Below are 24,823 nucleotides of genomic sequence, written 5' to 3'. Positions count from 1 at the left end.
CCCGCCTGCATGCCCATGTCGCCGGCGGGCTTCTGGGCACCGGTAGCCGGGCCCTTGTCGATGCCCGCCTTGTTCATGCCGGCCATCTCGTTCGGGGCGCTGCCTGCGGCGGGTGCGGACAAGCCCGCCGCAGGCAGCGCCCCGAACGAGATGGCCGGCATGAACAAGGCGGGCATCGACAAGGGCCCGGCTACCGGTGCCCAGAAGCCCGCCGGCGACATGGGCATGCAGGCGGGTGCGCCGCCGGCACAGGGCACCATGCCGGGCAATGCGCCCCCCGCCCAGACGGCCCAGCAGAAGCCGCAGCGTGAAAAACCCTATTTGCCCCAGGAAATCCTGCTGGCGGAAACGGATGCGCGCTTCAACGGCACCATCCACCAGCCGCTGATCGGCTTTGGCGAACGGCTGGCGATGTTCTGGGCCAACCACTTCGCCGTCGCGATCTCGAAAGGCGGCGATGTGCATATCCTGGCCGGCTGCATGGAGCGCGAGGCGATCCGCCCGAACCTGTTCGGCCGCTTCGAGGACATGCTGGTGGCGGTGGAAACCCACCCGGCCATGCTGGTCTTCCTCGACAACCAGCAGTCGGTTGGCCCCAATTCCCAGGCGAACCGCAACGGCAAGCGCGGCCTCAACGAAAATCTCGCCCGCGAGATCATGGAACTGCACACGCTCGGCGTCGATGGCGGCTACAGCCAGGCGGATGTCACCGCCTTTGCCCGGGTGATCACCGGCTGGACGGTCTATCGCGACCGCAAGCGCCCCGGCCCGCTCGGCAGCTTCACCTTCAGCGACTGGGCGCACGAGCCCGGCGACCAGACGGTGATGGGCGTGACCTATGCCGATGACGGGCTCGACCAGGGCAAGGCGGTGCTGCGCGATCTCGCCCGGCATCCGGCCACCGCCCGACATCTCGCCACCAAGCTTGCCCGCCACTTCGTCTCCGACCAGCCGCCGAAGGCGCTGATCGACAGGATGGCGGCCGCCTATACCAAGACCGACGGCGATCTTTCGGCCGTCTACATGGCGATGATCAATGCCGACGAGGCCTGGACGCCGCAGCTGACCAAGGTGCGCCCGCCGCTCGTCTATGTCACGGGTCTGTTGCGCGCCACCGGCCTCAAGCCGAAACCCAACCAGATCCTTGCCGTGCTGAAGGCGCTCGGCCAGCCGCTGTGGAACCCCTCAGGTCCGAACGGTTTTTCGGATACCACCGATGCCTGGGCCTCCTCGGAGGGGCTTGCGACCCGCATCGACGCGGCCAATCTCTTCGCCCACCAGATCGGCGGCCCCGTGGATCCGCGCGCCTTTGCCGGCGACCGGTTCGGGCCGCTGCTGACCGACGACACGCTGCAGGCCATATCCCGCGCGGAAACCAAGCCGCAGGGCCTGTCTATCGCCTTCCTCTCCCCCGAATTCCAGAGGGCCTGACCATGCTGTGCGAAACCCTGAACCCCACCCGCCGCGCCGTGCTTGGCGCCTCCGGTGCGCTGTTTGCCTGGGCCTTCATGCCGAAATTCGCCCATGCGGCCGGCGGACGCGATCCGCGCTTCGTCACCATCATCCTGCGCGGCGCCCTTGATGGCCTCACCGCCGTGCCGCCGCTCGGCGATCCCGGCTATGCCTCCCTGCGGCAGGACATTGCGCTGACGAAGGATGGCGAGAATGCCGCCCTGCCGCTCGACGGCTTCTTCGGCCTGCATCCGTCGATGCCCTATTTCCAGAAGCTGTTCCAGGCCAGGCAGGCCGCCGTGGTGCATGCGAGCGCCACCGCCTATCGCGAACGCTCGCATTTCGACGGGCAGGATGTTCTGGAATCCGGGTATCCCACGCCCGGACATGTCGAGACCGGCTGGCTGAACCGCCTGCTGGAAGGTTTGCCGGCCGGTGAATTGATCTCCCCCGGTCCGGCGGAGCGGGTGCGGGGGCTTTCCGTCGGAGCCAACGCCCCGCTCGTCATTCGCGGCAAGGCCCCGGTGCTGGGCTGGGCGCCGCCGGTTCTGAAGGCAGCCGATGGCGATCTGGCGCCGCGCCTGATGGATCTCTACGGCAAGACCGACCCGCTGCTGGCCGGCCTGCTGAAGGAAGGCATCGAGACCGGCAAGATCGCCTCCGGCCTCGACATGAAGGCCAAGGGCGGCGCCGGCGATCCGGACGGCATGGAGCAGATGGCGCGCGGCGCCGCACGGCTGATCGCCGGCGACGGCGGCCCGCGCGTGGCCGCCCTTGCCTTCGAAGGCTGGGACACCCATGCGCAGGAAACGGAGCGGCTTGCCAAGCTCCTGACCGGGCTCGACCGCTCGCTCGCCGCCTTCCATCAGGAACTCGGCCCGGCCTGGAAGGACACCGCCATCGTGATCGCCACCGAATTCGGCCGCACCGCCCGCATCAACGGCACGGAAGGCACCGACCACGGCACAGCGACCACCGCCTTCCTTGCCGGCGGCGCCATTGCCGGCGGCCGGGTGATCACCGACTGGCCGGGTCTGAAGGATGCCCAGCTGTTCGAAGGCCGCGACCTCGCCCCCACCACGGATCTGAGTGCCGTGATCAAGGGGGTGGCGGTGGACCTGCTCGGCGCCGATGCCGGCCATTTGGCGGAAGCGGTATTTCCGGGCTCGGGCAAGGTGGCCCCAATGAAGGGGCTGATCGTCTAGAGTTCTGTCCGGGACCGAAGAATACCGGGCCCGTCTGGTTCAAGGGGAGCCAGACCGGTCCGGTTGCAGTTCCGGCGAAGGTGGGGTCGTGAGGCCCTCCAGGATGTGTGTGCAAACAAGGAAATGAAGCGTTCCGGGCGATTCTCTATCGCAGGAGACGCTCTCAACGGTCTGATCGTCCGGGCAACCCCTCGTACCCCCGCCCGGACGGCAGCGCAGTGCCGGTCGCAGGCCCCCGCGACCGGCACTGCTCTCAAAGGTGAAGCATGCGGCCGATTCAGGCCTTGCCATGACGGGCACCGAGGGCGTTAAAGACAAGTGACCTGCCCCGTTGAAAGTGCCTGCCATGCCTGTCTCCCCTCGCCGCTCCCGGATGTTTCGCCGTTCGCGCGTCATGCGCGGCTCCTGGCCGGTGTGGAAGCCGCGCATCGTGTTCTGGATCGGCGCGGTGGCCATCGGCCTCGTCAGCGTCTTCTTCGCGCTGGCGGCAGACCGGGTGCAGCATCTGTTCAAGACCATGCTCGCCCTTGACCCGGATGCCGTCTTTATCCCGCTTCTCCTGACGCCGCTGGGCTTTGCGCTGTGCGCCTGGATGGCGCTCACCTGGTTTCCCAATGCGCAAGGGAGCGGCATTCCTCAGGCAATCGCCGCCCGTCACCTGCATGACGCAGAACCGCGGCACCGGCTGCTGTCGCTGAAGATCGCGGCGGGCAAGATCCTGCTGACACTCATCGGCCTGTTCTGCGGCGCCTCGATCGGCCGCGAGGGACCAACCGTCCAGGTAGGCGCCGCAATCATGCTGGCAAGCGGCCGGATCGGCGGCATGGCGCAGGCGCGCGGCCTGATCCTCGCCGGTTCCGCCGCCGGCATCGCCGCGGCCTTCAACACGCCGCTTGCCGGTGTCGTCTTCGCGATCGAGGAGATGAGCCGCAGTTTCGAGGCACGCGCCAACGGGCTGGTGCTGATGGCCGTCATCCTGTCGGGGCTTGCAGCGCTTGGCCTTGTCGGCAGCTACACCTATTTCGGCGATACGGCGGTCAGCGCCACCACAGGGCTCGACTGGCTGCTGGTGCTGGTCTGCGGGCTGTCCGGCGGCGCGCTGGGTGCTGGCTTCAGCGCGGGGGCGCTGTCGGTTGCGCGGCGGATCCGACGGCTTGTCGAACCGGCGCCGGTGCGGCGCACGGTGCTTCTGGCTGCCGCCTGCGGTCTCGCCGTCGCCATCATCGGCGTCGCATCCGGCGGCGAAACCTTCGGCACCGGCTATGAACAGTCGCGCGCCATTCTCGAGGGCCAGGCGCCGGGGCCCCTGTTCTTCCTCGAAAAATTCGCGTCCACCTTCCTGTCCATGGCGTCAGGCATTCCGGGCGGCATCTTCGCCCCGTCGCTCACCGTCGGCGTCAGCCTCGGCGGGTCGCTTGCCATGCTGGTCGGCGGCAAGATCGCGCTCGGCGCCATCCTCGGCATGGCCGGTTACTTCGCCGGCGTGGTGCAGGCGCCGATGACCGCCTTCGTGATCATCATCGAGATGACGGGCAATCATCAGGCGGTGATCCCGATCATGGCTGCGGCCATGCTGGGCTATCTCACCTCGCGCCTTTTGTCGCCGGAACCGCTCTATCACGGCCTCTCGCGCGCCTTCCTCGCCAAGGCATTGCGGGAGGAGCGCGAACGGGCCGCAGACTGAGCCCTGCAACCAAGGCCCCACCCTGCGTCGACCGCCCGGTCCGATAGCAACGAAAGGGTGCATGATACATAACCCAGGGACTATGCATTTCTTGATTATTTTTATTTGCGCCCCCTTGATGCATCTGCAACCATAACCGTCACTGGGGGAGAGGCTGCGATCGGGGAGAGATCGTCGTCTCGTAAGGAGCAGCAGCAGGTCGCCTGACCTGTACAAGGCACCGAAGGAGGTGCCGCCGCACGCACCTTTCCCCTCGACGTGTCACGGGCGCGATGGGAGGAGAACATGTTGCGCAGATTGCTTTTGGCCGCACTTTCCGGTGCGGCGCTCACGGTTTCCGGTGTTTCGGCCTTCGCGGCCGATGTGGTCCTGAAACTTCATCACTTCCTGCCGCCGCAGGCCACCATTCCGTCCACGGTGCTGCAGCCCTGGGCCGACAAGATCAAGGCGGATTCCGGCGGGCGGATCCAGGTGGAGATCTATCCGGCCATGCAGCTTGGCGGCAAGCCCGGCGACGTGGTGGATCAGGTCAAGGACGGTGTGGTCGATATCGGCTGGACGCTGATCGGCTATACTCCCGGCCGCTTCCCGAAATCGGAAGCCTTCGAACTGCCCTTCATGGTGACGACGGGCGAGGCAACCTCGGTGGCCTTCTACGAATACTACCAGAAGCACCTGAAGGACGAGCTGAAGGATTACCATGTGCTGGCCGTCCACACCCATGGACCGGGGCTGCTGCACACCATCCAGTCGAAGCCGATCAAGTCGCTCGCCGACATGAAGGGCCTGAAGCTGCGCGGCACCTCCAAGGTGGTCAACCAGATGCTGGAAGCGATGGGCGCCGCTGCCGTCGGCATGCCGGTGACGACGGTTCCGGAATCGCTGTCGAAGAGCGTCATCGACGGCACCGTGGTGCCGTGGGAAGTGACCCCCTCGATCAAGATCGCGGAGCTTGCCCCGAACCACACCAGCTTCTCAGGCAAAACAGGCCTTTACACGGCAGCCTTCCTGTTTGCCATGAACAAGGACAGCTATGACGCGCTGCCCGCCGACCTCAAGAAGGTGATCGACGCCAATTCCGGCAAGGATCTCGCCGCCAAATTCGGTGCCGCCATGGATGCCGGCGACGTGAAGGGCAAGGCGCTCGCCGACAAGGCCGGTAACACGACCTATGTCCTCGACGAGGCCGAAACCGCCAAGTGGAAGGAACAGGGCGACAAGGTGACCAGGAACTGGATCGCCGAAATGGACAAGAATGGCCTGAACGGCACGGCGCTCTACAAGGACGCAACCGACCTCATCAAGCAGTACAGCAAGTAAGACCGGGCGCCTGCCGCCCGCTTCCGCCAGACGATCGGCGGAGGCGGGCGACAGATCCGGGACTGCCGGTCACGCCGGACGCGCCGGCCTTCGGTTGCGTCCGGATCCATTGATCCGACCATTCTCATTTGATCCATTTTTCCTCGCCGTCTTTCGGAGTTCACCATGACCCGCGGTTCCGCCAGCGCCTTTGATGCGCTGGATCGTTTCGTTCACCGCCTGGCCGGCGCTCTGGTCGGCTTCAGCGGCCTTTGCCTGCTGGCCGCCTGCGTGCTGACGGGCGTATCGATCATCGGCTCGCTGACGCTGCGTCCCGTGCCGGGCGAAATCGAACTGGTGGAGGCGCTGTGCGGCCTTGCCGTGTTCGGCTTCCTGCCCTTCTGCCAGCTGAAGCGTGGCCATGTGGGCGTTGATCTGCTGATTGCCTCCTTCGGGCCGAAGGCGATGAATGCAACGCAGCTGATCGGCGACATCGTGATCGCCGTCCTCTTCGCGCTGATTGCCTGGCGCCACGGCATCGGCCTGATGGACAAGCTGGACAATGGCGAGACGACGCCGCTTCTGCTGCTGCCGATCTGGTGGGGTTACGCGCTGGCCATGATCCTGCTTGTCGTGAACGTCTTCATCTGCCTGTTCATCATCCTGGCCGATATCCGCGACATCCGTCGCAAGGCGGTCATCGTCTCGGCCATGGGAGCACACTGATGTCCGGCATCGAAATCGGCCTCTGGTCCTTCCCTGTCCTGATCCTGCTGATCTTCCTGCGCATTCCGATCGGTGCGGCCATGCTCGGCTGCGGCATTGTCGGCACCTTCCTGGTGACCGGCCGCTGGACGCCCATCCTCTCCCAGCTGAAATCGGTGATCTGGGCCACCAACGTCAACTATTCGCTGTCGATCATTCCGCTGTTCCTGCTGATGGGCCAGTTCGCGGCGCGCGGCGGCATGAGCCAGTCGCTGTTCAATGCGGCAGCCGCCTTCCTCGGCCATCGCAAGGGCGGGGTCGCCATGGCGGCCGTCGGCGCCTGCGCGGGCTTCGGCTCGATCTGCGGCTCCTCGCTTGCCACCGCCGCCACCATGGCGCAGGTGGCACTGCCGGAACTGCGTCGCCACGGCTATGCCGGCGGGCTGGCAACGGCCACGCTTGCGGCCGGCGGCACGCTCGGCATCCTGATCCCCCCCTCCGTCGTGCTGGTGATCTACGCAATTCTTGCGGAACAGAACATCGCCAAGCTGTTCCTCGCCGCCTTCGTGCCCGGCATCATCGCCGCGATCTCCTATCTCACGGTCATCGCGATCTATGTGCGGCTGAAGCCGGAAAGCGCCGGTCAGGCGCCCCGCGTGCCGTGGTCCGAGCGGCTGCCGGCCGTGATTGCGGTGTGGCCGGTGGCGGTCATCTTCTTCCTGGTGGTTGGCGGCATCTATCTCGGCTGGTTCACACCGACCCAGGCCGCGGCCGTCGGGGCGGTCGGCGCCGGTCTCGTGGCCTGGAAGAATGGCGGTCTCGACCGTGCCGCACTGCTCGCCTGCTTCAAGGAGACGGCGGTCTCGACCGGCATGATCTTCTTCATCGTGCTGGGCGCCACCGTGTTCAACTCCTTCCTCGCCTTCTCCCGACTGCCGCAGGTGGGCGCGGAATGGGTGACCGCGCAGGGCTTTGCGCCAATGACGGTGCTGATCATCATCCTGGTGCTCTACATCATCTTCGGCTGCATCATGGATTCGCTCTCCATGATCGTGCTGACGATCCCGATCTTCTTCCCGATCGTCACCGCCATGGATTTCGGCATGAGCCCGGAACACTTTGCCATCTGGTTCGGCATTCTCGTCCTGATGGTGGCGGAGATCGGCATGATCACGCCGCCGGTCGGGCTGAACCTGTTCATCATTTCGGCCATGTCGCGCGAGGTGCCGATCCGCGATACCTATCGCGGCATCGTTCCCTTCGTTTCCGCCGACCTGTTCCGCATCGTGCTGCTGACGGCCTTCCCGATCATCTCGACCTTCCTGATCGTCTGAGCCACCCGCAGACAGGCACCTGATCCTCGCGCGTCCCGGCCACCGGGGCGCGCGATATGTTTTCAAGGGGAGTTGGAGAAGAGAGCGGCTCACCGACGGGGCGCCGGGCAGCACACCCGGGAGGCAGAGACGCGCGACACCGCCGGCCGGATTTACCGGGCCGCGGCCTCCGCCCGGATGCGCTTCATGATCGCATCGGCGATGATCTTGTAGTTACCGTCGAAATGGTGACCGCCGGGGCGCGCGATCACTTCCGCGCCCGGCAGGGACTGCACGTCGGGGCAGCCGGTATCCTTCTCCTCGAGGCCGTAGACGCACTGCACGAGGTCGGTCCGCAGCGTCTTCAGGTCCGCGATCGGATCGCCATGCTTGCCGGGACCGGAGACGCCGAGCCAGCCCATCACGGAGATCTGGAAATCCGCATGGCGGCCGAGCGCCAGCAACGAGACGAGCGAGACATGCCGGGCCTGCGCCTCCGGCAGCCGCGTCAGCGTGGCCGGCAGAATGTTGGCGCCGAACGAATAGCCGATCAGCACCACATTCTTGACCCGCCAGCGGGTCCGATAGCTGTCGATGATGCGCGCAAGGTCGGCGGCCGTTTCGTCCGGGCTGCGCTCGCGCCAGAAATAGCGCAGCGCATCGACACCGACCACCGGCACCCCATCCGCCTGAAGGAACACGGCAAGCTTCTTGTCGATGTCGCGCCAGCCACCATCGCCGGAATAGATGATGGCCATGGTGTCGAAGCGCGCTCGTGCCTCGATCGGAATGATCGGCAGGTCGAGCGGTGAATGGGCCGTGGCCAGTCGGTCAAGCGCGCCCTCGAGCCGGGCGCCGAGCCGGGCCCAGGCCGGGTCGCTCCCCTCGCGCTCCGCAAGCTCGATGGCGGGGTGGGCAGCCTTCAGCGCCGCGGCATGGGCACGCCCGTCAAGACCGGCCGCACGCCCGAGTTCGATCGACACCGGATGCGGCAGCGCGCCGGGGGTGAGGCCATAGACCGTGCCCTCCGCGGAGGCCTGCTTGCTGGCCGGCGTGCACAGCACCGTCTTCAGCGGAATGGCGGCGGTCGGATCGACGGCAAGCATTTCGCCGATGGTGGCGGGCGGCGACTGGGCGGTGATGGCGAGCGCCAGCGCGCCCCCTTCCCGCGCCCCGGCGACGATCGGCGCACGATAGGTCGCAATCTTCGCCTCGCGGTGGATCTGCTGGGTCAGCGTTTCGATGTCGGAGACCAGATAGAGGCAGTCCGCCGGCGAGGCCGACAGCGCCGCGTACCATTGCGGCAGGTCGACGCCGATCACGGCGGCCTTGCGCGCCACGAGACGTTCGGCGACCGCGGCTTCGTCCGCGCTCCAGCCATCGGCATCCGATACCAGCACGACCACCGACTCCGGGGTCTGCTTGGGCAGCAGTAGATGGCTGGTGGGCAGCGTCTTCGTGACATAGCTGGCGGAGAGAGCCGGGCCCGCCAGCAGGCAGAGCCAGAGGAAACAGATACGGATCATCGATGCAGCACACCCTTCAGGCCGCCGGCAATCAAAAGGGTGACATCCAGCATGGATGCCACCGGCAGGCCGAGGCCGCCAACCGCCAGATAGCGCGGCTCCCAGGCCGGATCGAACTTCGACTTGAAGGCCAGCACGCCCTGGAAATTGTAGAACCGCTCGCCGTTCTCAAAAACCTGGCGGCAGACATGGTTCCAGAGCGGCGCGCCCTGGTGGGTGGGCAGGCCGGCCAGCGGCGCCATGCCAAGGTTCAGCGTGCGAAAGCCCTGGTCCTTCAATGTCTCCATCAGGCGCACGAACAGAAAATCCATCAGGCCACGATGGGTGCCGGGAATATGGCGCATCAGGTCGATGAAGGCGTCGCCCGTGCTGGAGGCGGTCAGAAGATTGGCGAAGGCCACGATGCGACCCTGAAAACGCACCAGCGCCACCGGGCTTTCCGCCAGATAGCCGTTCTGGAACGTGCCGAGCGAGAAGCCTTTTTCCGCGGCGTTGTGCGCAGCAAGCCAGGCATCGGAAATCTGCCGGAGTTCGCCGAGAAGCGGCAGGACCTCCTGCGGCGTGAGCAGCGAGAATTCCAGCCCGTCACGTTCCGCACGGTTGATGGAACGGCGCAGCTTCAGCCATTCGCCTCCCTTCATGCTGAAACGGGTGAGATCCACCACCGCCTGTTCGCCGAGCTTGTAGGGTCTGAGATCGCAATCCACCGCCATCGGCAGGAAGGCAGGCGAAACCTGGTAGAACACGGCCCGGCGGCCATGGCGGCGGGCATCGTCCGCGAAGGCGCGCACGAGTTCCGGCCAGGCCTCCTGCGGCCCGACGGGATCGAACAGCGCCACCTGCGACTTGCCCTGCACGGCATACATGATGAAGGCGTCGCGCGCGGCCGAAAACAGAAGCTGCTTGTCGCCAAGCCGCACCAGCCCGGCACTGGCATTCGGCTGGCGGGCCAGGATCTCGCAGGCCGTGGCAAGATCGCTCGCGCTCGGCCGGCGGCTGCGGCGCCGTTCGGGCTGCATCATCCGGCGCCCGGCCCACGCCCCCGCAATCAGCGTCAGCGACAGCGTTGTGCCGGTATGGTGACCGATGGCGGGGGCACCGACGAGGCGCAGCGCCAGCAGGATTTCTTCCATGTAGACGCAGACGACCACGGCGGCGACGAGAGCCAGAAGACTGGCGCGGCTGACAAGGCCGCAAAGGTCCCGCAGACCGGATCGACACTCCTGCCAAAGCGCGGAAATCCGGGCCATTGTCGGCGCGCCCGGCAGGGTCGGCATGATCAGGTCACGGTCAGCGGAAAGCGGTTCCATGGGGTGTCCGTCAACATTTTTTTACGGAAAGCGCGCGTCCCTGCGCATCCGGGCACAAGCATCTATCACGTCTCTGTGAAGGAAGCGATAAGTCACAGGGTTGAGAAGTGATGAAATGACGTGAAAAGCCTTGACTTCGCACTGCAGCACTCCATTTTCCGAAGGTTAGGGGCGGCGCTGGTGCGTGCGAAAGAGAAATGGGTGCCCGCCAGACCGGGAAAGCGCCGGTTTTTCACTCTGCCGGCGTTTTGGAGAGAGATTTGCTCCCGGCTGCGCCAGCTTCAAATCCCTGTTTCTGTGCGGGCTTTGCGCAATATGGGATAAGGGCCGCAATCGGAATGCAGCACAGGCCCGTCATGACCCATACGCAGGTGATCCCGCATCAGACGCCACAGGCCGTTGCGACGCTCGACGCGCAGCTGGCAGCCCTTGACCTTGCCGGCCGCCTCAGGCTCGCCGCCGGGCTCGGCCGTGCCGTCTTTACCACGTCGCTCGGCATCGAGGACCAGGTGATCACCGCAGCCATCGGCACACATCGCCTGCCGATCGAGGTGGCGACGCTGGAAACTGGCAGGCTGTTCATGGAAACGGTGGTGCTGATCGGCCAGACGGAAGAACGCTATGGATTGTCGATCCGCCGCTTCCGCCCCGATGAACGGGATGTGGAGGCCTATGCGGCGCAATATGGCCTGAACGGTTTCTATGACAGCGTGGAAGCCCGCCATGCCTGCTGCCATGTGCGAAAGCTGAAGCCGCTGGCGCGGGCTCTTTCGGGCGCCGAGATCTGGATCACCGGCCTTCGGCGCGCTCAATCAGGCAATCGGGCCAGCACGCCCTTTGCCGAGTATGACACCGAACGCAACCTGCTGAAGATCAATCCGCTGGCGGACTGGGAGATCGGGACGATCCACGCCCATGTGGCGGCGGAGGAGATCCCGGTCAACCCGCTGCATCAGCGTGGCTATCCCTCGATCGGCTGCGAGCCCTGTACCAGGGCGATCAAGCCGGGCGAGCCGGAACGGGCCGGGCGCTGGTGGTGGGAGCAGGACGAGAAGCGCGAATGCGGCCTGCATGTTCCCGAACCGGTCGCCTCAGCCATCACGGCCGCACCGCACTGACTGGAAGCCCGGTCCCTTATCCTGCCGCCTTCCCGTGATACGGGAGCGGCACAGGCCCTTTCTCGGCTCGAGCGGTCGGAAAAGATGGCGATGGCAGGACAACAGGACTATCTAGGACAAGACGCGCCGCATGAGCCGGCCACGAGGATACCCGCAAGAATGCACAGACACAGTTCCGAGTTCGATCCGCATCTGAAGGATCAGGCCCCGAAGCCGCCACTCGATCCGCACCTGAAGGCGCTGGAAAACGAGGCGATCCACATCTTTCGCGAGGTGGCGGCCGAATTCGAAAATCCGGTGATGCTCTATTCCATCGGCAAGGATTCCTCCGTGCTGCTGCATCTGGCGCGCAAGGCCTTCTATCCCGGCCGCGTGCCCTTCCCCCTGCTGCACATCGATACCGGCTGGAAGTTCCCGGAAATGATCGCCTTCCGCGACGAGATGGCGGAAAAGTTCGATCTCGATCTGGTGGTGCATACCAATCCGCGCGGCGCGGCCGAGGGCATCTCGCCCTTCACCCACGGTTCGGCCTACCACACGGACGTGATGAAGACAGAGGCGCTGCGCCAGGCGCTGGATGCTGGAAAATATGACGCAGCCTTCGGCGGGGCGCGCCGCGACGAGGAAGCCAGCCGCGCCAAGGAGCGCATCTATTCCTTCCGCACGCCCGACCACAAATGGGACCCGCGCAACCAGCGCCCGGAACTGTGGAACCTCTACAACGGCATGATCCGCCGCGGCGAAAGCGTGCGCGCCTTCCCGCTGTCCAACTGGACCGAAGTGGACATCTGGCGCTACATCCAGGCGGAGAACATTCCGCTGCCGCCGCTCTATTTCGCACGGCCGCGCAAGTTCGTGGAACGCGACGGCATGCTGATGTGGGCGGAGGACCCGCGCTTCCAGCCGCTGCCCGGCGAACAGGTGCAGGAAGGCATGCTGCGCTTCCGTACGCTCGGCTGCTGGCCGCTGACCGGCGGTATCCGCTCGCAGGCGACGACCCTCGACGCGGTGATCGCCGAACTCGAAATCGCCACCGTCTCCGAACGCCAGGGCCGCGCCATCGACCGCGACCAGGCGGGATCGATGGAAAAGAAGAAGCGCGAAGGATATTTCTGATGACCGCACCGTCTGCCACCGCCGCTTCCGCGAGCAATGTCGTGCCGATTACCGATGCAGTGAAGAGCACCCGCGACACCCGGCCTCTGCGCCTGATCACCTGCGGCTCCGTCGATGACGGCAAGTCGACGCTGATCGGCCGCCTGCTGTGGGACACCAAGGCGGTGAAGGAAGACCAGGCGGCCGCGCTGTCGCGTGACAGCGGCAAGCAGAACGATCTTGGCCTTCCCGATTTCGCGCTGCTGCTGGACGGCCTGCAGGCCGAGCGCGAACAGGGCATCACCATCGACGTCGCCTATCGGTATTTTGCGACCGACCGCCGCTCCTTCATTGTCGCCGATACGCCCGGCCACGAGCAGTATACCCGCAACATGGCAACCGGCGCCTCGACCGCCGATCTCGCCGTGCTTCTGGTCGATGCCCGCACCGGCCTCCTGGAGCAGACGCGTCGCCATGCGACGATCGCTTCGCTGATGGGGATCAAGCAGTTCGTGCTCGCCGTCAACAAGTTCGACCTCGTCGCCTATGACAAGGCGGTGTTCGAGAAGATCTCCCATGATTTCAAGGAGCTGGCCCTGTCGCTCGGCGTACGGCAGGTGACAGCCATCCCGATGTCGGCGCTGAAGGGCGAAAATGTCGTCTATGACGGCCGCGCCACCATGCCCTGGTACGACGGCCCGACGCTGGTGGAAACGCTGGAGCTTGCGACCACCCGCACGGGTGCCGCCGGCGGCTTTCGCCTGCCGGTGCAGCGCGTGTCGCGTCCCGGCGAAAGCTTCCGCGGCTATCAGGGCACGGTCGCCGGCGGTTCGATCAAGCCGGGCGATTCCGTGGCCATCCTGCCCTCCGGCATGGTTGCCAATGTCAAGCAGATCGTCACCTTCGATCTCGTGCGCAATGCTGCCGTCTCCGGCGACGCCGTCACGCTGGTGCTCGACCGGCAGGTGGACGTGGCGCGCGGCGACATGATCGTCTCGCTCGACGCCCAGCCGATGACCGGCCTGCATTTCGATGCGCAGCTGGTGGCCCTGCAGCCGGGCGGCATCGAGCCTGGCAAGCGCTACTGGCTGAAGGCCGGCACGCGGCGCCAGCGCGTTGTCGTCTCGCCCCTCTCGCAGCTGGAACTGTCCACCGGAAAGTGGAAGAGCCATGCGGAGACGCTGCCGATGAACGCCATCGGCAAGGTGCGGCTCTCCTTCGACGAGGCGGCGATCTTTGACGCCTACGACCAGAACCGCAATACCGGCGCCTTCATCCTGATCGATCCGGACACGCTGAACACGGTGGCCGGCGGCATGATCACCGCCAAGCGCACTGATCTCGGCGGCATCCACCGCGAGGGACAGCGCGTCCTGCTGTCGCTGCCGGCCGATCTGGCCGAGGAACTGATGGCTACGGAAACCTTCGCAAATCGCCGCGACGAGGTGGATGTGCGCCGCCTCAGCGCCGCCCGCGCCGCCGAAGTGCTCGGTGATCTGGACTAACCTTGTCCTGACACAACAAGCAATCGCAAGCCCGGCAGCCCACCGCCGGGCTTTTTTTGCGTGCGGTCTCCTGCAACCACCTAGAGCGTCCTGCGGCGCGTCGTGCGGCGCTCGATCAGTTCGAAGCCCAGATTGACGGAGTGGTGCACGAGGCGGTCGCCATCGGCGCCACGGATCATCAGGTCGGCAGCGCGGTAGCCCATTTCGAACAGCGGCGTGCGCACGGTGGTGAGCGGCGGCTGCATCACGGCGGCGAAATCAAGATCGTTATAGCCGCAGATGCCGAACTGGTCGGGCACACTGAGACCCATGCGCTGCGCCTCGAACAGCACGCCGAGCGCCAGATCGTCGTTCTGGCAGAACACGGCATCGATATCCGGCCGCGCCTTCAGCGCGCGGCGCAGCAGCCGGCAGCCCATCTGGGTGGTGGTGGCGGCGTTTTCGTGATGGATGAGATCGGGATCGTAAAGACCGGCCTGCTGCATGACGCGGCTATAGCCTTCCGTGCGCCGGCGTCCACGCGCATCCGCCATGCCGCCGAGCAGCGCGATGGTGCGGTAGCCGCAATCCAGCAGGTGACGCGTGGCGGCCTCGGCTGCGGCGCCGTGATCGACGGCCACCACGGACCCCGCGATCTTTATGCCGACATCCACCACCTGCACGACCATGCAGTTGGCATGCCGGACAAGATCATGAATGCCGTCAGCCCCTTCCAGGCCCGCCAGCAGGATGCCGGCGGTATTCTGGGAGAGAAGCAGCCTCACCTGCCGCTTTTCCTCATCGGCGCAGTTATGCGTATTGGCGTATTGAATGCGGAACGTGGTGTCGCGCACCCGCTCCTCCACCCCCTGCATGAAGCTCAGGAAAGCCCGGTTGGTCAGCGTCGGCACGAGCACACCGAAGGTGGAATTGTGACGGCTGGCCAGCGCGCGCGCCGCCTGATCGGGCACGTAACCCATGTCCTCGATCAGATCGAGGATGCGATTGCGCAGGTTGGGGGATACCTTTTCGGGTTCGCGCAGGACCCGCGAAACGGTGATGGCGCTGACGCCGGCCCGCGTCGCGACATCGATCAGCGTCGTGCGTTCGCCACGCCCGCGTCGCGCCCTCATACCACGGTCCCGGTCTTTTCGCGCGCAGGCTCCGAGCCCGGCTTAACCCCCTTGCTCATCACCACTCGCCCCTGTCTCTCGAAAATATACACAACTCAGGATATCCTCGCGACAGTATCGCGCGAAGTCATCCAGAATCAACATTGCGTTGAAGGAAAAAATGATCGAGCCAAAGACGGCCGCAGACTTACAGATGCGATACTATATGTAACCGTGCCATTACATTACACCGCAGTCTATCGCAGGGATCCACTCGCCAATAGCGGCGCAGATCCCGTCAAGACGTATCGCCGGGGATCAGCGAACCATGTTGTAAACGGTCCAGATGATGGCTGCCCACATCAGAAGCGAGATGTTCAGCGACAGGACATAGGGCGAATGGTACAATTTCGTCAGCATCTGTTCTCCTCCTGATATGACGGCGCACCCCTCCCGTGCCCCGTCATGAAAACGAAATATACCGGCAATGGTTCCATTTCGCAATGGGGCGCACCGCCGATTGATCCATATTGATACATTCTCATATTAGCCGTTTCAAAATGGCGCGCATCCGTAGAGAAAAGCGGTACATGGCAAATTTATTTTGCGCCGCGAAAGACAGCCCCTCGCGCAATCAGGCTCAAATCTGCTAGTGCGGAGCCAAGGCGACGGAACCGGCAAGCTTCCGGGCGCCGAGTGCTGCTTCGAAGGGCGGCCCTGCTCCGTTCCTTCCGGAAAACAAAGGTTTACGACAGATGAACACTCGCTTGACCGCGCTGGTGCTGCTGGCCTGCACGCTGTGCGGATGCACGACCATGCCGACCCCGCCAAGCCCCATCGAGACGCGCTGGCAGGGGAAATCGGCCGGCGCCTTCTTCGCCCGTTTTGCACCGCCATATGCTGATGCACGCGTCGGCGACGACACGGTCTACAACTGGCGTGGCGGCTTCCAGCGCATCAAGACTGTGGATGGCCAGCGGATCAGCGCAAGCTGCAGCGCCAACCTGACCACCGATTCGAACTATCGCATCAAGTCCATCCACGTTGTGTCGGACCGTCCGGGCACCAAGGGCCCGAGCTACTGCACGGAGCTGCTGACCGCCGAATGAGGCGGCCCTTGGCGTCTGCCGCGCCGGCACCGGGGCGCGGCAGGGGCCGGGCATAAAGAGCGTCTGGCGGGCGGCGTCTGTCCGTTTGCGCGGCGGCCGGCCGCCAGGCCTCCGCCGCCCGGGCCTCTGGTTCTCGCCCGGATGTCGCCTACATACGAAAAATCGACTTTTGCCACCGTCGCCGGCAGGTTGTGGCCTTGCGGGAATCCGTGATGATGATCAGGTCCATTGTCCGCCTTGCAACCTGTCTTGGCCTTGCCGTCCCGGCACAGGCGGCAGAGATCATCGACCTCTCTCCCGCACCGGCCTATGGCCTGATCGCGATCCGCGGCCAGTTCCGTGCGGAGGATGCACCCCGTTTCGCAGCTCTGGCGGACCGCTATCCGGCCGCAACAATCGTGCTGGAAAGCCCTGGCGGCGAACTGGAGCCCGCACTTGCGATCGGCGACACGATCCGCGCCCGCGGCTTTTCCACCAGCGTGCCGCCCGGCAGCCTCTGCGCCTCCGGCTGTGCGCTCGCCTGGCTTGCCGGTCGCACACGGGTGTTCTCCGTCTCATCGCTGCTGATCGTCCACGGTGCGTTCCGATACCGCACGGACGGCGGCCTGGAAGAAAGCCCGAGGGGCAACGCCCGGGCGAGAACCTATCTCTCCCGCCTCGACCTTCCCCCGGCGCTGATCGCCTTTGCCACGCAAGCACGCCCGGGCGACCTGCGCCAGCTCACGCCCGACCTGCTGCACCGCTTCGGCCTTGCCGCCACGCTGCTGCCCGCCCCACGAACCGACCTGCCCTTCCCGCCACGACCAGCGCGCCGGTGAGAAAGGCAGAACCGGATGACCAAGACGTCGATTTGGGACGAGCGAAAATGTGGCTGGGGCGCCAGGATTCGAACCTGGGAATGCCGGTACCAAAAACCGGTGCCTTACCGCTTGGCGACGCCCCAACGTCAACGGCCGCTCGGTCGAGTCCGAAAAAAGGACGTTCGACACAGGCCGCAGGCAGGCGCCTCATTAGCAAAGGTGCCGGCGGCTCACAATGTCTAACTGGTGCCGCATGACAGATTTTTATGCGCGCAGCCCCCCTGCCGTGCTAGGTCTTTGACCTGCCTGCATCGCCTTTCCGGGAGCCTGTTCATGAGTGCCTTTCGCGCCCGCCCGCCCGCCATTCCCACCACACTGGTCGATGATGCCGTCACCCGCATCATCCGCTGGGATTTCGAGCCGGGGGCCGATACCGGCGTGCACACCCATGGCCTCGGCTACGTGGTGGTGCCGATGACGGACTGCCATTTCCTGATCGAGGAAGGTGACTCGGCCCGCGAAGCCTTCGTGGCACAGGGCGCTGCCTACCGGCGCGAGGCGGGCGCCACACACAACGTCGTCAATGCCGGGTCCGAGCCGATGTCCTTCATCGAGATCGAGTACAAGCAGGCCCTTTAGCGCATGGAAAGCCCGGATTTCGACCTCTCCTTCACGCCGGCCCATGGCGAAGCGGTGGCCATTGCGCAAGGGGTGTGGCGCATCACCTGCAACAACCCCTCCCCCTTCACCTTCCATGGCACCAATTCCTACATTGTCGGGCGCGGGCGGCAGGTGGCCGTCATCGATCCCGGCCCGGAAGACGAGGCGCATTTCGAAGCGCTGATGCGGGCGCTCGCCGGTCGCAGCGTCAGCCATATCCTGATCAGCCATACCCATCGCGACCACTCGCCGCTGGCCGGCCGCCTCCAAGCGGAAACCGGTGCGAAGACGGTCGCCGAAGGGCCACACCGCCCGGCCCGACCCCTTCATGCCGGCGAGGTCAATCCCTTCGCGGAAAGCTCCGATCATGATTTTCGGCCGGATATTGCGCTGGGTGATGGCGAGGCGGTGGAGGGCGATGGATGGCGGCTGTCGGCCGTGCACACGCCGGGCCACACGGCCAATCATTGCGCCTTCGCACTGGATGGCACCGGCATCCTGTTTTCGGCCGATCATGTGATGGCCTGGGCCACCACGATCGTGGCACCGCCCGATGGCTCCATGGCCGATTTCATGGCCTCCCTCGACAAACTGCTGTCGCGTGACGAGGACTGGATTTTCCTGCCCGGCCATGGCGGCCCCGTCACCGATCCGCCGGCGTTCCTCAGGGCACTGCGCACCCACCGGCGCATGCGCGAACGCGCCATTCTGGAGCGCGTGAGAGCGGGGGACAGTGACATCGCGACCATGGTGAAGGCGATCTATGCCCGCACCGACCCGCGTCTGCACGGCGCTGCCGCCCTTTCGGTGCTGGCGCATCTGGAAGATCTGGTGGAGCGCGGCGAGGTCAAGACCGAGGGACCGCCGACACTGACGGGGCATTATCACACAGGTTGAGCGCGGTCCAAACCAGAGGCCTTTCCTCCCCTCACATCTCCGCTGCCGGTCGATGCGGCGGCGCCCACCCTGTCCGGACCCGCTCGAACCCCGAGCGCTCCTTGACGATCTGCGCCGCCCGACATCCCCACCTTGCTAAAGAGCAGAGCGTTCAGAGCCCGTCCGAGCCAAAAGGGCGTCAGCGGTCTTGCGTCCGGACTGCGTGAAAACAAGGAGACAGAACATTTCAGGTGATCCGGTTTTTCACCGGAAATGCTCTGGAAGCTCGCGGCGGGCAAGACCGGAAGAGGCACAGCAATGGCCTGATCTGGCGCGCAGGAATCGGGTGTCGGAGACGGATGCATGTCCGCTAAGCCTCGGCCTGCACAGACAAGGAGAGCAAATATGGGACTTCTGCAAGGCAAGGTGGCCATCATCAGCGGCGCCTCCTCGGGCATCGGGCGGGCCGCCGCGCTTCTGTTTGCACGCGAAGGTGCGGCCGTCGTGCTGAACGCGCGCGGCATCGGCGGGCTGGAGCGTGTCGCAGACGATATCCGTCAGGCGGGCGGCAAGGCGCGTATTCTGGCCGGCGATGCGGGCATGGCAGAGACGCAGGACGCGCTGGTGGCCGCAGCGGAAGCGGATTTCGGCGGTCTCGACATCGCCTTCAACAATGCCGGCACCGTCGGTGCGGCGCGCCCGCTTGCCGAACTCACGCCGGACGAATGGCGGCACACCCTGACCGCCAACCTGACGGCAGCCTTTCTGGCCAGCCGTGCGCAGATCCCGGCCATGCTGCGGCGCGGCGGCGGATCGATCGTCTTCACCTCCAGCTTCGTCGGAACCAGTGTCGGCCTGCCCGGCATGGCGGCCTATGCAGCCGCGAAGGCGGGGCTGATGGGTCTCGTGAAGGGCATCACGGCCGATTATGGTGCGCAGCAAATCCGTGCCAACGCGCTTTTGCCGGGCGGCACCGATACCGGTATGGCCGGGACGCAGGCGCAGAAGGACTGGGCGGCCAGCCTGCATGCCGTGAAGCGGATTGCCCGGCCGGAAGAGATCGCCGCGGCCGCCCTGTTTCTGGCAGGGCCGGGCGCCAGCTTCGTGACCGGTTCCGCACTGTTTGCCGATGGCGGCAATGCCGCGGTGAAGTGATCGCAAAAGGGGCCGGTCCGCGGGCCGGCTCATGCCCTTGCCGATGCCGCCGCTCTCATTCCGCCGCGATCCCCAGCAGCTCCGCATCCAGCGCGCGCAAAAAAACCTCGGCGATCTCGGCGCCCTGGCCAAGATCATGCGGACCGAAACGGCTTGCCACGCGCATGTCCACCAGCGTGGTTTCTTCCTCCTCGCGCAGGCGCACCACAAGATCGAAGGGAAGGCCGAGAATCAGCGTGCGCGTGTCGCCCTGCAGCAGGAGATCGCCATTATCAGCCACCGGCACTGGCGAGGGCTCGATCAGCGAGGGGCGCGGCAGCGGAACGGGAATGACATCGGGCACAGGCCGGTTGGCGGAGCCGGTGGCGGGCAGCGCCTTTTCCACCGCCGGTGGGGCCGCGCCCCTGGCGGCCATGCGGCGGGTATTCTGGAAGTGGATCCGGTTTTCCTTGCCGACCTTGATCACCGCCTCGTAGACGCGGTCGAGCGCGCCCTCATACCGTCGACCGGTGAGCGCGGGATAGGCAAGCCGCTGCCGGTCGCGATCGGCGGAAGAGACGACGAAGGAGCGCGGTAACCAGATCTGCGCGGCCTCCACCGGCATCTTCCAGGCCGGCGGATCATCCGGATCGGTCGTCACGTCATAAAGACGCGGCAGGCTCTGGTAAAGAAACAGGCCATAGGCCACGAGGGCGAGCGGCGGCAGCGCACAGATCAGCGCCTTTAGCGAGGCAATTCCGCCCAGGGCGCCCACCTGCCACAGCTGCACCAGCCCGCGCAGGGCCAGTGGCACGCTGAGGGCCGCAAGCGCCCCCGCCGCCAGCAGCAGCGCAACAAGATGCGGCGTCGACAGCGGCCCGAATCGATGCGCCAGAATGGCCAGCACGAACAGCACAAGGCCGCCCTCGGCCAGCCGCTTGCCGGCATGGGCAGCCCTGGATACCGGCCTCACGAAGCGTACGGTCATCTCGTCTTTCCGGCGTTGAATGCCTCTTTGGACTGGCTGGGCAGGATCGCGGCCTTTCCTGCCTTGCCATCGGTCCTATCTTCTATGACATGCTGCGCATTGCGTCACCCTTGCTGATTGCCCGGAGGAACCAGGCCATGACTGTTACCCGCCCCCTCGCCGCGCTGCTGCTGATTACAGCCGCCGGCCTGCTGTCCGCCTGCCAGAGCCTGACGCCGGAACAGCAGCGCGCGGCGGACGAGCGCACCTGCGCCGGCTATGGTTTCAGACCGCAGACGGACGCCATGGCCCGCTGCCTGCTGGATCTGGAGCTGGACCGCCGCGCGGACATGCGCGCCTTCCAGACCCGTTCATCGCTGATGTTCGACCGGCCGGTGATCCTGGAGCGGCGGGTGATCGTAGAGCGGCAGTAAATACCCGCCAACCGCCGTGCCATCCGGCATCGTCACAGCAGGATCGCCCCCTTGCCCCCAGGGATCTTCTTCCTTTCCAGCGCCGATTATGCCCGTCGCACCGGCGGCTACGTCTACAATACGAGGCTCCTTGCGGCACTGGAACAGCAGGGGGCCGAGGTACAGCCCCTGACGCTGCCGACCGGCTTTCCCACCGTGCCACAGAGGGACCGTGCCGGACTTCTCGCAACGTTGAAGGCGCTTCCATCCGGCAGCGTCGTCCTGACCGATCATATCTATCTCTGCGATCTCGCGGAGGTTTTTGCCGAAGCAGCCTTGCCGGTGGTCTCGATCTTCCACCACTCGCTGGTGGAGGAACAGGGGGCATCCGCCGGCGACAGGGCGCAGGCGCTCAGGCAGGCAGAGGCGGCAGCGATCGCACGCTCGGTCCGCGTGCTGGTGTCATCGGCGGAAACCGCGCACTATCTCAAAAGCCACTATGGCGCTGATCCGCACAAGCTGCGGGTATCGGTTCCCGGCAATCTGCACGTCCCCCGGTCGGCGGTAGGCCGCCGCTCCGGGCCGGCCAGCATTCTCTCGGTCGGCGCCATCATTGCCCGCAAGCGCTACGACTACATGCTGGAGGTGGCCGCCCATCTCGCCGATTTCGACTGGCGCTGGCAGATTGCCGGCGATCCCGATCGCGATCCCGCCCATGTTGCCGCCCTCACCGCGCGCGCCAAAGAACTCGGATTGGCGGATCGGCTTACCTTTCTCGGCGACGTTTCCGACGAAAACCTGGAGGCCGCGTGGCAGGCGGCGGACCTCTATGTCGCGACCTCCTATTATGAAGGCTACGGCATGGCCGTCGCGGAAGCCTTGCGCCACGGCGTTCCCGTCGTCACCACCGCCTCTGGCGCCGTCGCCACCTGGGCAACCGGCGGCGTGCTGCAGGCACCCGCCGACGACGCGGCCGCCATGGCAGCCCTCATCCGCCCGCTGCTTGCCAACCGCCCGCGGCTGCAGACCCTTTCCGATACCGCCTGGATCTTCGGTCAGACGCTGCCGACCTGGGAGGAGACCTTTGCGGGACTGGCTGGGTGGATTGGGAAATTGGCATTGACGTGCTGATCCACACAACGCATGGCCAGAAGGAGCAACATCATTGTCGGATTGGCACCACCGCCGGTGGGCAAAACCGAGGTTGACAGCAACTGCACCTGCGGCGCGCCAAACATCCGCAAATCAGCATCGACAACCCCAGAGCGAGCATCATACCCCATCTGAGTCGAACCCGTCGGGTGGTAGATACCACCAGAATGCGCGAGCTTTTTGCCGATCTGATCCTTCGGATAACGTTTCCACGTACCGTAGCGAGAGAAACCAGCATCGTTCCATGTCTGTTCGAACGCGTCGGTCACCCGGTGCAGCTTCTCCACATCTGCCGCAGTGATGCTCCAGTTGATCTCAGCACGAGGCAAGCCAAAGGGATCTACGTGGCTATTACTGAGTGTGATGGTATGGTCGGATGCGGCGGTCTGTTCAATGACGACATGTGCCACGAGCCTTGCTCCTTCGGGGTAGAGCAGCCGCCTGTGCACGAACCGCCACCAGACAGCTCGCAGAAGCCAAGGCAGTCCCTTCAGCAGGTGAACGAGCACCTTCGGCGGCGGCAAACGTCGTTGCTGGAGGTAGCGGAACACATCACGCAGAGCGTCAAAGCCGCCGGGCTTATCCACCTGGAAACCGATGTGAACGAAACTGGGTGGTAGTGTCTGTCGCAGCGGCGTATCCATAGCCAACTCAAAGCGGATGTTGCGCATAGAACCGCCGGGCTCGAAGCGGAAGCCCACCACCTTATTAAGCGCAGCAGCGTCTACTGGACGAATTTCGGCGACACCGATCGAAATATGGTCCGCGAAACCACAACCAAGAACAGGGCTAATCGCGGATGACAATTCGGGGTTTTGCTGACGAAGGAGCAATGCAAGCCGTGTAGTTTCAATCGCGCCGGCGGCGATAACCAGTCGAGCAGCACACACCTTTATTTGGTCGCCGCCGGCGGTGGAGGCAACGACCTCGACGCCCTCGCCGGTACAACGGATTTGTGTGACGGTGGCATTCAACCAGACCTGCAGATTCTGAAGGGCCTCTGCCCTACTACCGACAACGTTGACGACATTGCGGTGCTTGAACGCGGGCCACTTCGCCAGACGATTGACATAATGCGGCCTCAGATCAATCGGAAACTTTTCGTCCGTATAACCTCCCTCCGAAAGACCGAAGATGTGCTCCACCTTGGGCAAATAAGGCAGCAGTTCATCGATCTTGATAGGCCAGCCTGCATTGAACAGATCTGCCGCCTGAAATGGAATAAGCGCGCCGCCCCAACGGGTGGACGTGCCGCCGATGCACCGGAACCTTCCCTTCTGTGCCCCTTCATAAGGTAGTGCAAGATGAACCACTTCGTTGAGGGGATGCGTCTCATGATCCTGTGAGCGCCCGCCGGACTCCAGACAGATAACGCGCTTGCCGGTCGCAGTCGCAAGTTCCGTACAGAAAGGAAGGCCGACCGTCCCAGCACCAATTACAAGAAAGTCGCCCTCTTCCGTCAAGGAACCCTTGTCGACAAGATCACTGATCACGGTCAGCGTCCTCCAGAATTCTTGAATACTGGCCGAGGCGCGAAACCTTGGTGGAGCTGACAATGATAGCGCCTTCCAAATTTCTCTTGAGAGCCTGCTTCAAAATATCGGCCACTGAGATGACCTCACCGGATCGAAATGCGGCAGAGACGTAGCCATACGTGATCTGCATCGGCTTGCCGTGCGCCGCAAGAATATCGGCCTCCTTAGCATCTAGACTGTCTGCAACCTGGACGAACGGCCCAAGGTCAATCTTGCTATTGGTGAAAGCAATGAGCCTGTCGGCTGTCAGCGCAGCGCCGAAGGTGCGCACCTTGCCTGTTGCAACACAGTCCTCCATCCAGCGGCGCCACTCGTCGGCAAAGACAAGCGCAGTTTCCGGCTCATGCAGAGTATATATGTCGATCACCTCTCGCCCCATACGACGCAAGCTTGCTTCTAGCGTGGTACGGGCCCGTGCCACAGAAAAATCAATAAGAGGGCGAGAGATGGCTTTTATAAAACGACCAGCCGCCTTCCGCAGAAAAACTGCAGGTGCAGGCTGGGACTCCCCCCCTGGCGAGTAAATGCCGACCTTCGTGGTGACTGTGACATGCGGATGAGCCTTCAGCACAGGCGCCAGGTCCCGCTCCGCAAACCCAAAACCATAATAGGGCGCCGTGTCAAAATGCGTAAACCCCGCATCCACAGCAGCACTCAGAAGGTCAAGACGCTTCTTCTTATTACCGACGTTGAACAAGCTCGCTGTACCAAATACAAAGCGAGAGACGGACACACCTGTGTTTTTAATTATCACTTGGCGCAATTCATATATCTTTCTTTATAATCATCATAAATATACCGATAGCACTTGCTTTCCGAAACGTCGAGAAGCGAGTGCAGTCTGCATAATGGAACCGTCCGAAACTCACGCCAA

22 protein-coding genes and 1 tRNA gene are annotated in these 24,823 nt (G+C 64.6%); 16 read left to right on the top strand and 7 right to left on the bottom strand.

Going from position 1 to position 24,823, the window contains the following annotated elements; genetic code table 11:
• The 6 genes from FNA46_RS09890 to FNA46_RS09865 form a co-directional block, all read left to right on the top strand.
• On the top strand, positions 1–1,431 hold a 1,431-nt coding region (locus tag FNA46_RS09890; protein WP_143125020.1), incomplete at its 5' end, for a DUF1800 domain-containing protein.
• Between the two features lie 2 nt (positions 1,432–1,433).
• On the top strand, positions 1,434–2,657 hold the full coding sequence (locus FNA46_RS09885; protein WP_143125019.1) for a DUF1501 domain-containing protein: 1,224 nt from the start codon (positions 1,434–1,436) through the stop codon (positions 2,655–2,657).
• Positions 2,658–3,003: 346 nt separating this feature from the next.
• Positions 3,004–4,341, top strand: coding sequence for a chloride channel protein (locus FNA46_RS09880; RefSeq protein ID WP_143125018.1), 1,338 nt, complete (start codon positions 3,004–3,006; stop codon positions 4,339–4,341).
• 285 nt (positions 4,342–4,626) lie between these two features.
• Positions 4,627–5,661 (top strand): TRAP transporter substrate-binding protein, encoded by a 1,035-nt coding sequence (locus tag FNA46_RS09875; protein ID WP_143125017.1) that lies wholly within the window; start codon positions 4,627–4,629, stop codon positions 5,659–5,661.
• A 165-nt stretch (positions 5,662–5,826) separates the two neighbouring features.
• Positions 5,827–6,366: a TRAP transporter small permease gene (locus FNA46_RS09870; protein WP_143125016.1), complete on the top strand. Its 540-nt coding sequence runs from the start codon at positions 5,827–5,829 to the stop codon at positions 6,364–6,366.
• Complete coding sequence (locus FNA46_RS09865) at positions 6,366–7,679, top strand: TRAP transporter large permease (protein ID WP_143125015.1); 1,314 nt, start codon at positions 6,366–6,368, stop codon at positions 7,677–7,679. The genes FNA46_RS09870 and FNA46_RS09865 overlap by 1 nt, the downstream gene beginning before the upstream one ends.
• A gap of 152 nt (positions 7,680–7,831) precedes the next feature.
• On the opposite strand, the gene FNA46_RS09860 is transcribed toward FNA46_RS09865, so the two are convergent.
• Entirely contained in the window at positions 7,832–9,184 is a 1,353-nt protein-coding gene (locus tag FNA46_RS09860) for a virulence factor family protein (protein ID WP_143125014.1), read from the bottom strand.
• A complete protein-coding gene (locus tag FNA46_RS09855; RefSeq protein WP_143125013.1) occupies positions 9,181–10,494 on the bottom strand; it encodes a phosphatidylglycerol lysyltransferase domain-containing protein in 1,314 nt (437 codons plus the stop codon). Before FNA46_RS09855 ends, FNA46_RS09860 begins: the two co-directional genes overlap by 4 nt.
• A gap of 356 nt (positions 10,495–10,850) precedes the next feature.
• Between FNA46_RS09855 and FNA46_RS09850 the strand changes: the two genes are divergently transcribed.
• The 3 genes from FNA46_RS09850 (at position 10,851) to cysN (ending at position 14,212) form a co-directional block, all read left to right on the top strand.
• Positions 10,851–11,612 (top strand): phosphoadenylyl-sulfate reductase, encoded by a 762-nt coding sequence (locus FNA46_RS09850; protein ID WP_143125012.1) that lies wholly within the window; start codon positions 10,851–10,853, stop codon positions 11,610–11,612.
• A 159-nt stretch (positions 11,613–11,771) separates the two neighbouring features.
• Positions 11,772–12,728: a sulfate adenylyltransferase subunit CysD gene (gene cysD / locus FNA46_RS09845; RefSeq protein ID WP_143125011.1), complete on the top strand. Its 957-nt coding sequence runs from the start codon at positions 11,772–11,774 to the stop codon at positions 12,726–12,728.
• A complete protein-coding gene (cysN, locus tag FNA46_RS09840) occupies positions 12,728–14,212 on the top strand; it encodes a sulfate adenylyltransferase subunit CysN (RefSeq protein WP_143125010.1) in 1,485 nt (494 codons plus the stop codon). Before cysD ends, cysN begins: the two co-directional genes overlap by 1 nt.
• Before the next feature lie 80 nt (positions 14,213–14,292).
• On the opposite strand, the gene FNA46_RS09835 is transcribed toward cysN, so the two are convergent.
• Positions 14,293–15,324 (bottom strand): LacI family DNA-binding transcriptional regulator, encoded by a 1,032-nt coding sequence (locus FNA46_RS09835; RefSeq protein ID WP_143125009.1) that lies wholly within the window; start codon positions 15,322–15,324, stop codon positions 14,293–14,295.
• Between the two features lie 734 nt (positions 15,325–16,058).
• On the opposite strand from FNA46_RS09835, the gene FNA46_RS09830 reads away from it, so the two are divergent.
• Positions 16,059–16,412: a hypothetical protein gene (locus FNA46_RS09830; protein WP_143125008.1), complete on the top strand. Its 354-nt coding sequence runs from the start codon at positions 16,059–16,061 to the stop codon at positions 16,410–16,412.
• A gap of 212 nt (positions 16,413–16,624) precedes the next feature.
• Positions 16,625–17,230: a COG3904 family protein gene (locus FNA46_RS09825; RefSeq protein ID WP_143125007.1), complete on the top strand. Its 606-nt coding sequence runs from the start codon at positions 16,625–16,627 to the stop codon at positions 17,228–17,230.
• A gap of 50 nt (positions 17,231–17,280) precedes the next feature.
• Here FNA46_RS09825 and FNA46_RS09820 read toward each other — a convergent pair.
• Positions 17,281–17,355: transfer RNA gene (locus FNA46_RS09820), tRNA-Gln, on the bottom strand.
• 190 nt (positions 17,356–17,545) lie between these two features.
• Here FNA46_RS09820 and FNA46_RS09815 point away from each other — a divergent pair.
• The 3 genes from FNA46_RS09815 (at position 17,546) to FNA46_RS09805 (ending at position 19,903) form a co-directional block, all read left to right on the top strand.
• Positions 17,546–17,851, top strand: coding sequence for a cupin domain-containing protein (locus tag FNA46_RS09815; RefSeq protein ID WP_143125006.1), 306 nt, complete (start codon positions 17,546–17,548; stop codon positions 17,849–17,851).
• 3 nt (positions 17,852–17,854) lie between these two features.
• Positions 17,855–18,769 (top strand): MBL fold metallo-hydrolase, encoded by a 915-nt coding sequence (locus tag FNA46_RS09810; RefSeq protein WP_143125005.1) that lies wholly within the window; start codon positions 17,855–17,857, stop codon positions 18,767–18,769.
• A gap of 384 nt (positions 18,770–19,153) precedes the next feature.
• Positions 19,154–19,903: an SDR family oxidoreductase gene (locus tag FNA46_RS09805; protein WP_143125004.1), complete on the top strand. Its 750-nt coding sequence runs from the start codon at positions 19,154–19,156 to the stop codon at positions 19,901–19,903.
• Between the two features lie 55 nt (positions 19,904–19,958).
• On the opposite strand, the gene FNA46_RS09800 is transcribed toward FNA46_RS09805, so the two are convergent.
• Complete coding sequence (locus FNA46_RS09800) at positions 19,959–20,870, bottom strand: DUF1499 domain-containing protein (RefSeq protein ID WP_143125003.1); 912 nt, start codon at positions 20,868–20,870, stop codon at positions 19,959–19,961.
• A 137-nt stretch (positions 20,871–21,007) separates the two neighbouring features.
• Between FNA46_RS09800 and FNA46_RS09795 the strand changes: the two genes are divergently transcribed.
• Both FNA46_RS09795 and FNA46_RS09790 read left to right on the top strand, forming a co-directional pair.
• Positions 21,008–21,283 carry a hypothetical protein gene (locus FNA46_RS09795; protein ID WP_143125002.1) on the top strand — a complete coding sequence of 92 codons (276 nt, stop codon included), beginning with the start codon at positions 21,008–21,010 and terminating at the stop codon, positions 21,281–21,283.
• A gap of 51 nt (positions 21,284–21,334) precedes the next feature.
• On the top strand, positions 21,335–22,393 hold the full coding sequence (locus FNA46_RS09790; protein ID WP_185969787.1) for a glycosyltransferase family 4 protein: 1,059 nt from the start codon (positions 21,335–21,337) through the stop codon (positions 22,391–22,393).
• On the opposite strand, the gene FNA46_RS09785 is transcribed toward FNA46_RS09790, so the two are convergent.
• Positions 22,318–23,907, bottom strand: coding sequence for a GMC oxidoreductase (locus FNA46_RS09785; RefSeq protein ID WP_143125000.1), 1,590 nt, complete (start codon positions 23,905–23,907; stop codon positions 22,318–22,320). The two genes, FNA46_RS09790 and FNA46_RS09785, sit on opposite strands and share 76 nt — an antisense overlap.
• Entirely contained in the window at positions 23,897–24,703 is an 807-nt protein-coding gene (locus tag FNA46_RS09780; protein ID WP_246102991.1) for an aldo/keto reductase, read from the bottom strand. Before FNA46_RS09780 ends, FNA46_RS09785 begins: the two co-directional genes overlap by 11 nt.
• Positions 24,704–24,823 lie beyond the last annotated feature (120 nt).

Source organism: Affinirhizobium straminoryzae (assembly GCF_007004135.1).
Taxonomy (GTDB): Bacteria; Pseudomonadota; Alphaproteobacteria; order Rhizobiales; family Rhizobiaceae; genus Neorhizobium; species Neorhizobium straminoryzae.
This window is presented reverse-complemented; position numbering and strand designations above follow the sequence as displayed.

What these genes read in the sequence shown, in the direction of transcription:
- FNA46_RS09805 (WP_143125004.1), top strand. Translation starts at nt 19,154, where the DNA reads ATGGGACTTCTGCAAGGCAAGGTGGCCATCATCAGCGGCGCCTCCTCG.
- FNA46_RS09825 (WP_143125007.1), top strand. Translation starts at nt 16,625, where the DNA reads ATGATGATCAGGTCCATTGTCCGCCTTGCAACCTGTCTTGGCCTTGCC.
- FNA46_RS09800 (WP_143125003.1), bottom strand. Translation starts at nt 20,870, where the DNA reads ATGACCGTACGCTTCGTGAGGCCGGTATCCAGGGCTGCCCATGCCGGC.
- FNA46_RS09850 (WP_143125012.1), top strand. Translation starts at nt 10,851, where the DNA reads ATGACCCATACGCAGGTGATCCCGCATCAGACGCCACAGGCCGTTGCG.
- FNA46_RS09880 (WP_143125018.1), top strand. Translation starts at nt 3,004, where the DNA reads ATGCCTGTCTCCCCTCGCCGCTCCCGGATGTTTCGCCGTTCGCGCGTC.
- FNA46_RS09865 (WP_143125015.1), top strand. Translation starts at nt 6,366, where the DNA reads ATGTCCGGCATCGAAATCGGCCTCTGGTCCTTCCCTGTCCTGATCCTG.
- cysD (WP_143125011.1), top strand. Translation starts at nt 11,772, where the DNA reads ATGCACAGACACAGTTCCGAGTTCGATCCGCATCTGAAGGATCAGGCC.
- FNA46_RS09835 (WP_143125009.1), bottom strand. Translation starts at nt 15,324, where the DNA reads ATGAGGGCGCGACGCGGGCGTGGCGAACGCACGACGCTGATCGATGTC.
- FNA46_RS09875 (WP_143125017.1), top strand. Translation starts at nt 4,627, where the DNA reads ATGTTGCGCAGATTGCTTTTGGCCGCACTTTCCGGTGCGGCGCTCACG.
- FNA46_RS09830 (WP_143125008.1), top strand. Translation starts at nt 16,059, where the DNA reads ATGAACACTCGCTTGACCGCGCTGGTGCTGCTGGCCTGCACGCTGTGC.
- FNA46_RS09855 (WP_143125013.1), bottom strand. Translation starts at nt 10,494, where the DNA reads ATGGAACCGCTTTCCGCTGACCGTGACCTGATCATGCCGACCCTGCCG.
- cysN (WP_143125010.1), top strand. Translation starts at nt 12,728, where the DNA reads ATGACCGCACCGTCTGCCACCGCCGCTTCCGCGAGCAATGTCGTGCCG.
- FNA46_RS09860 (WP_143125014.1), bottom strand. Translation starts at nt 9,184, where the DNA reads ATGATCCGTATCTGTTTCCTCTGGCTCTGCCTGCTGGCGGGCCCGGCT.
- FNA46_RS09815 (WP_143125006.1), top strand. Translation starts at nt 17,546, where the DNA reads ATGAGTGCCTTTCGCGCCCGCCCGCCCGCCATTCCCACCACACTGGTC.
- FNA46_RS09810 (WP_143125005.1), top strand. Translation starts at nt 17,855, where the DNA reads ATGGAAAGCCCGGATTTCGACCTCTCCTTCACGCCGGCCCATGGCGAA.
- FNA46_RS09870 (WP_143125016.1), top strand. Translation starts at nt 5,827, where the DNA reads ATGACCCGCGGTTCCGCCAGCGCCTTTGATGCGCTGGATCGTTTCGTT.
- FNA46_RS09885 (WP_143125019.1), top strand. Translation starts at nt 1,434, where the DNA reads ATGCTGTGCGAAACCCTGAACCCCACCCGCCGCGCCGTGCTTGGCGCC.
- FNA46_RS09795 (WP_143125002.1), top strand. Translation starts at nt 21,008, where the DNA reads ATGACTGTTACCCGCCCCCTCGCCGCGCTGCTGCTGATTACAGCCGCC.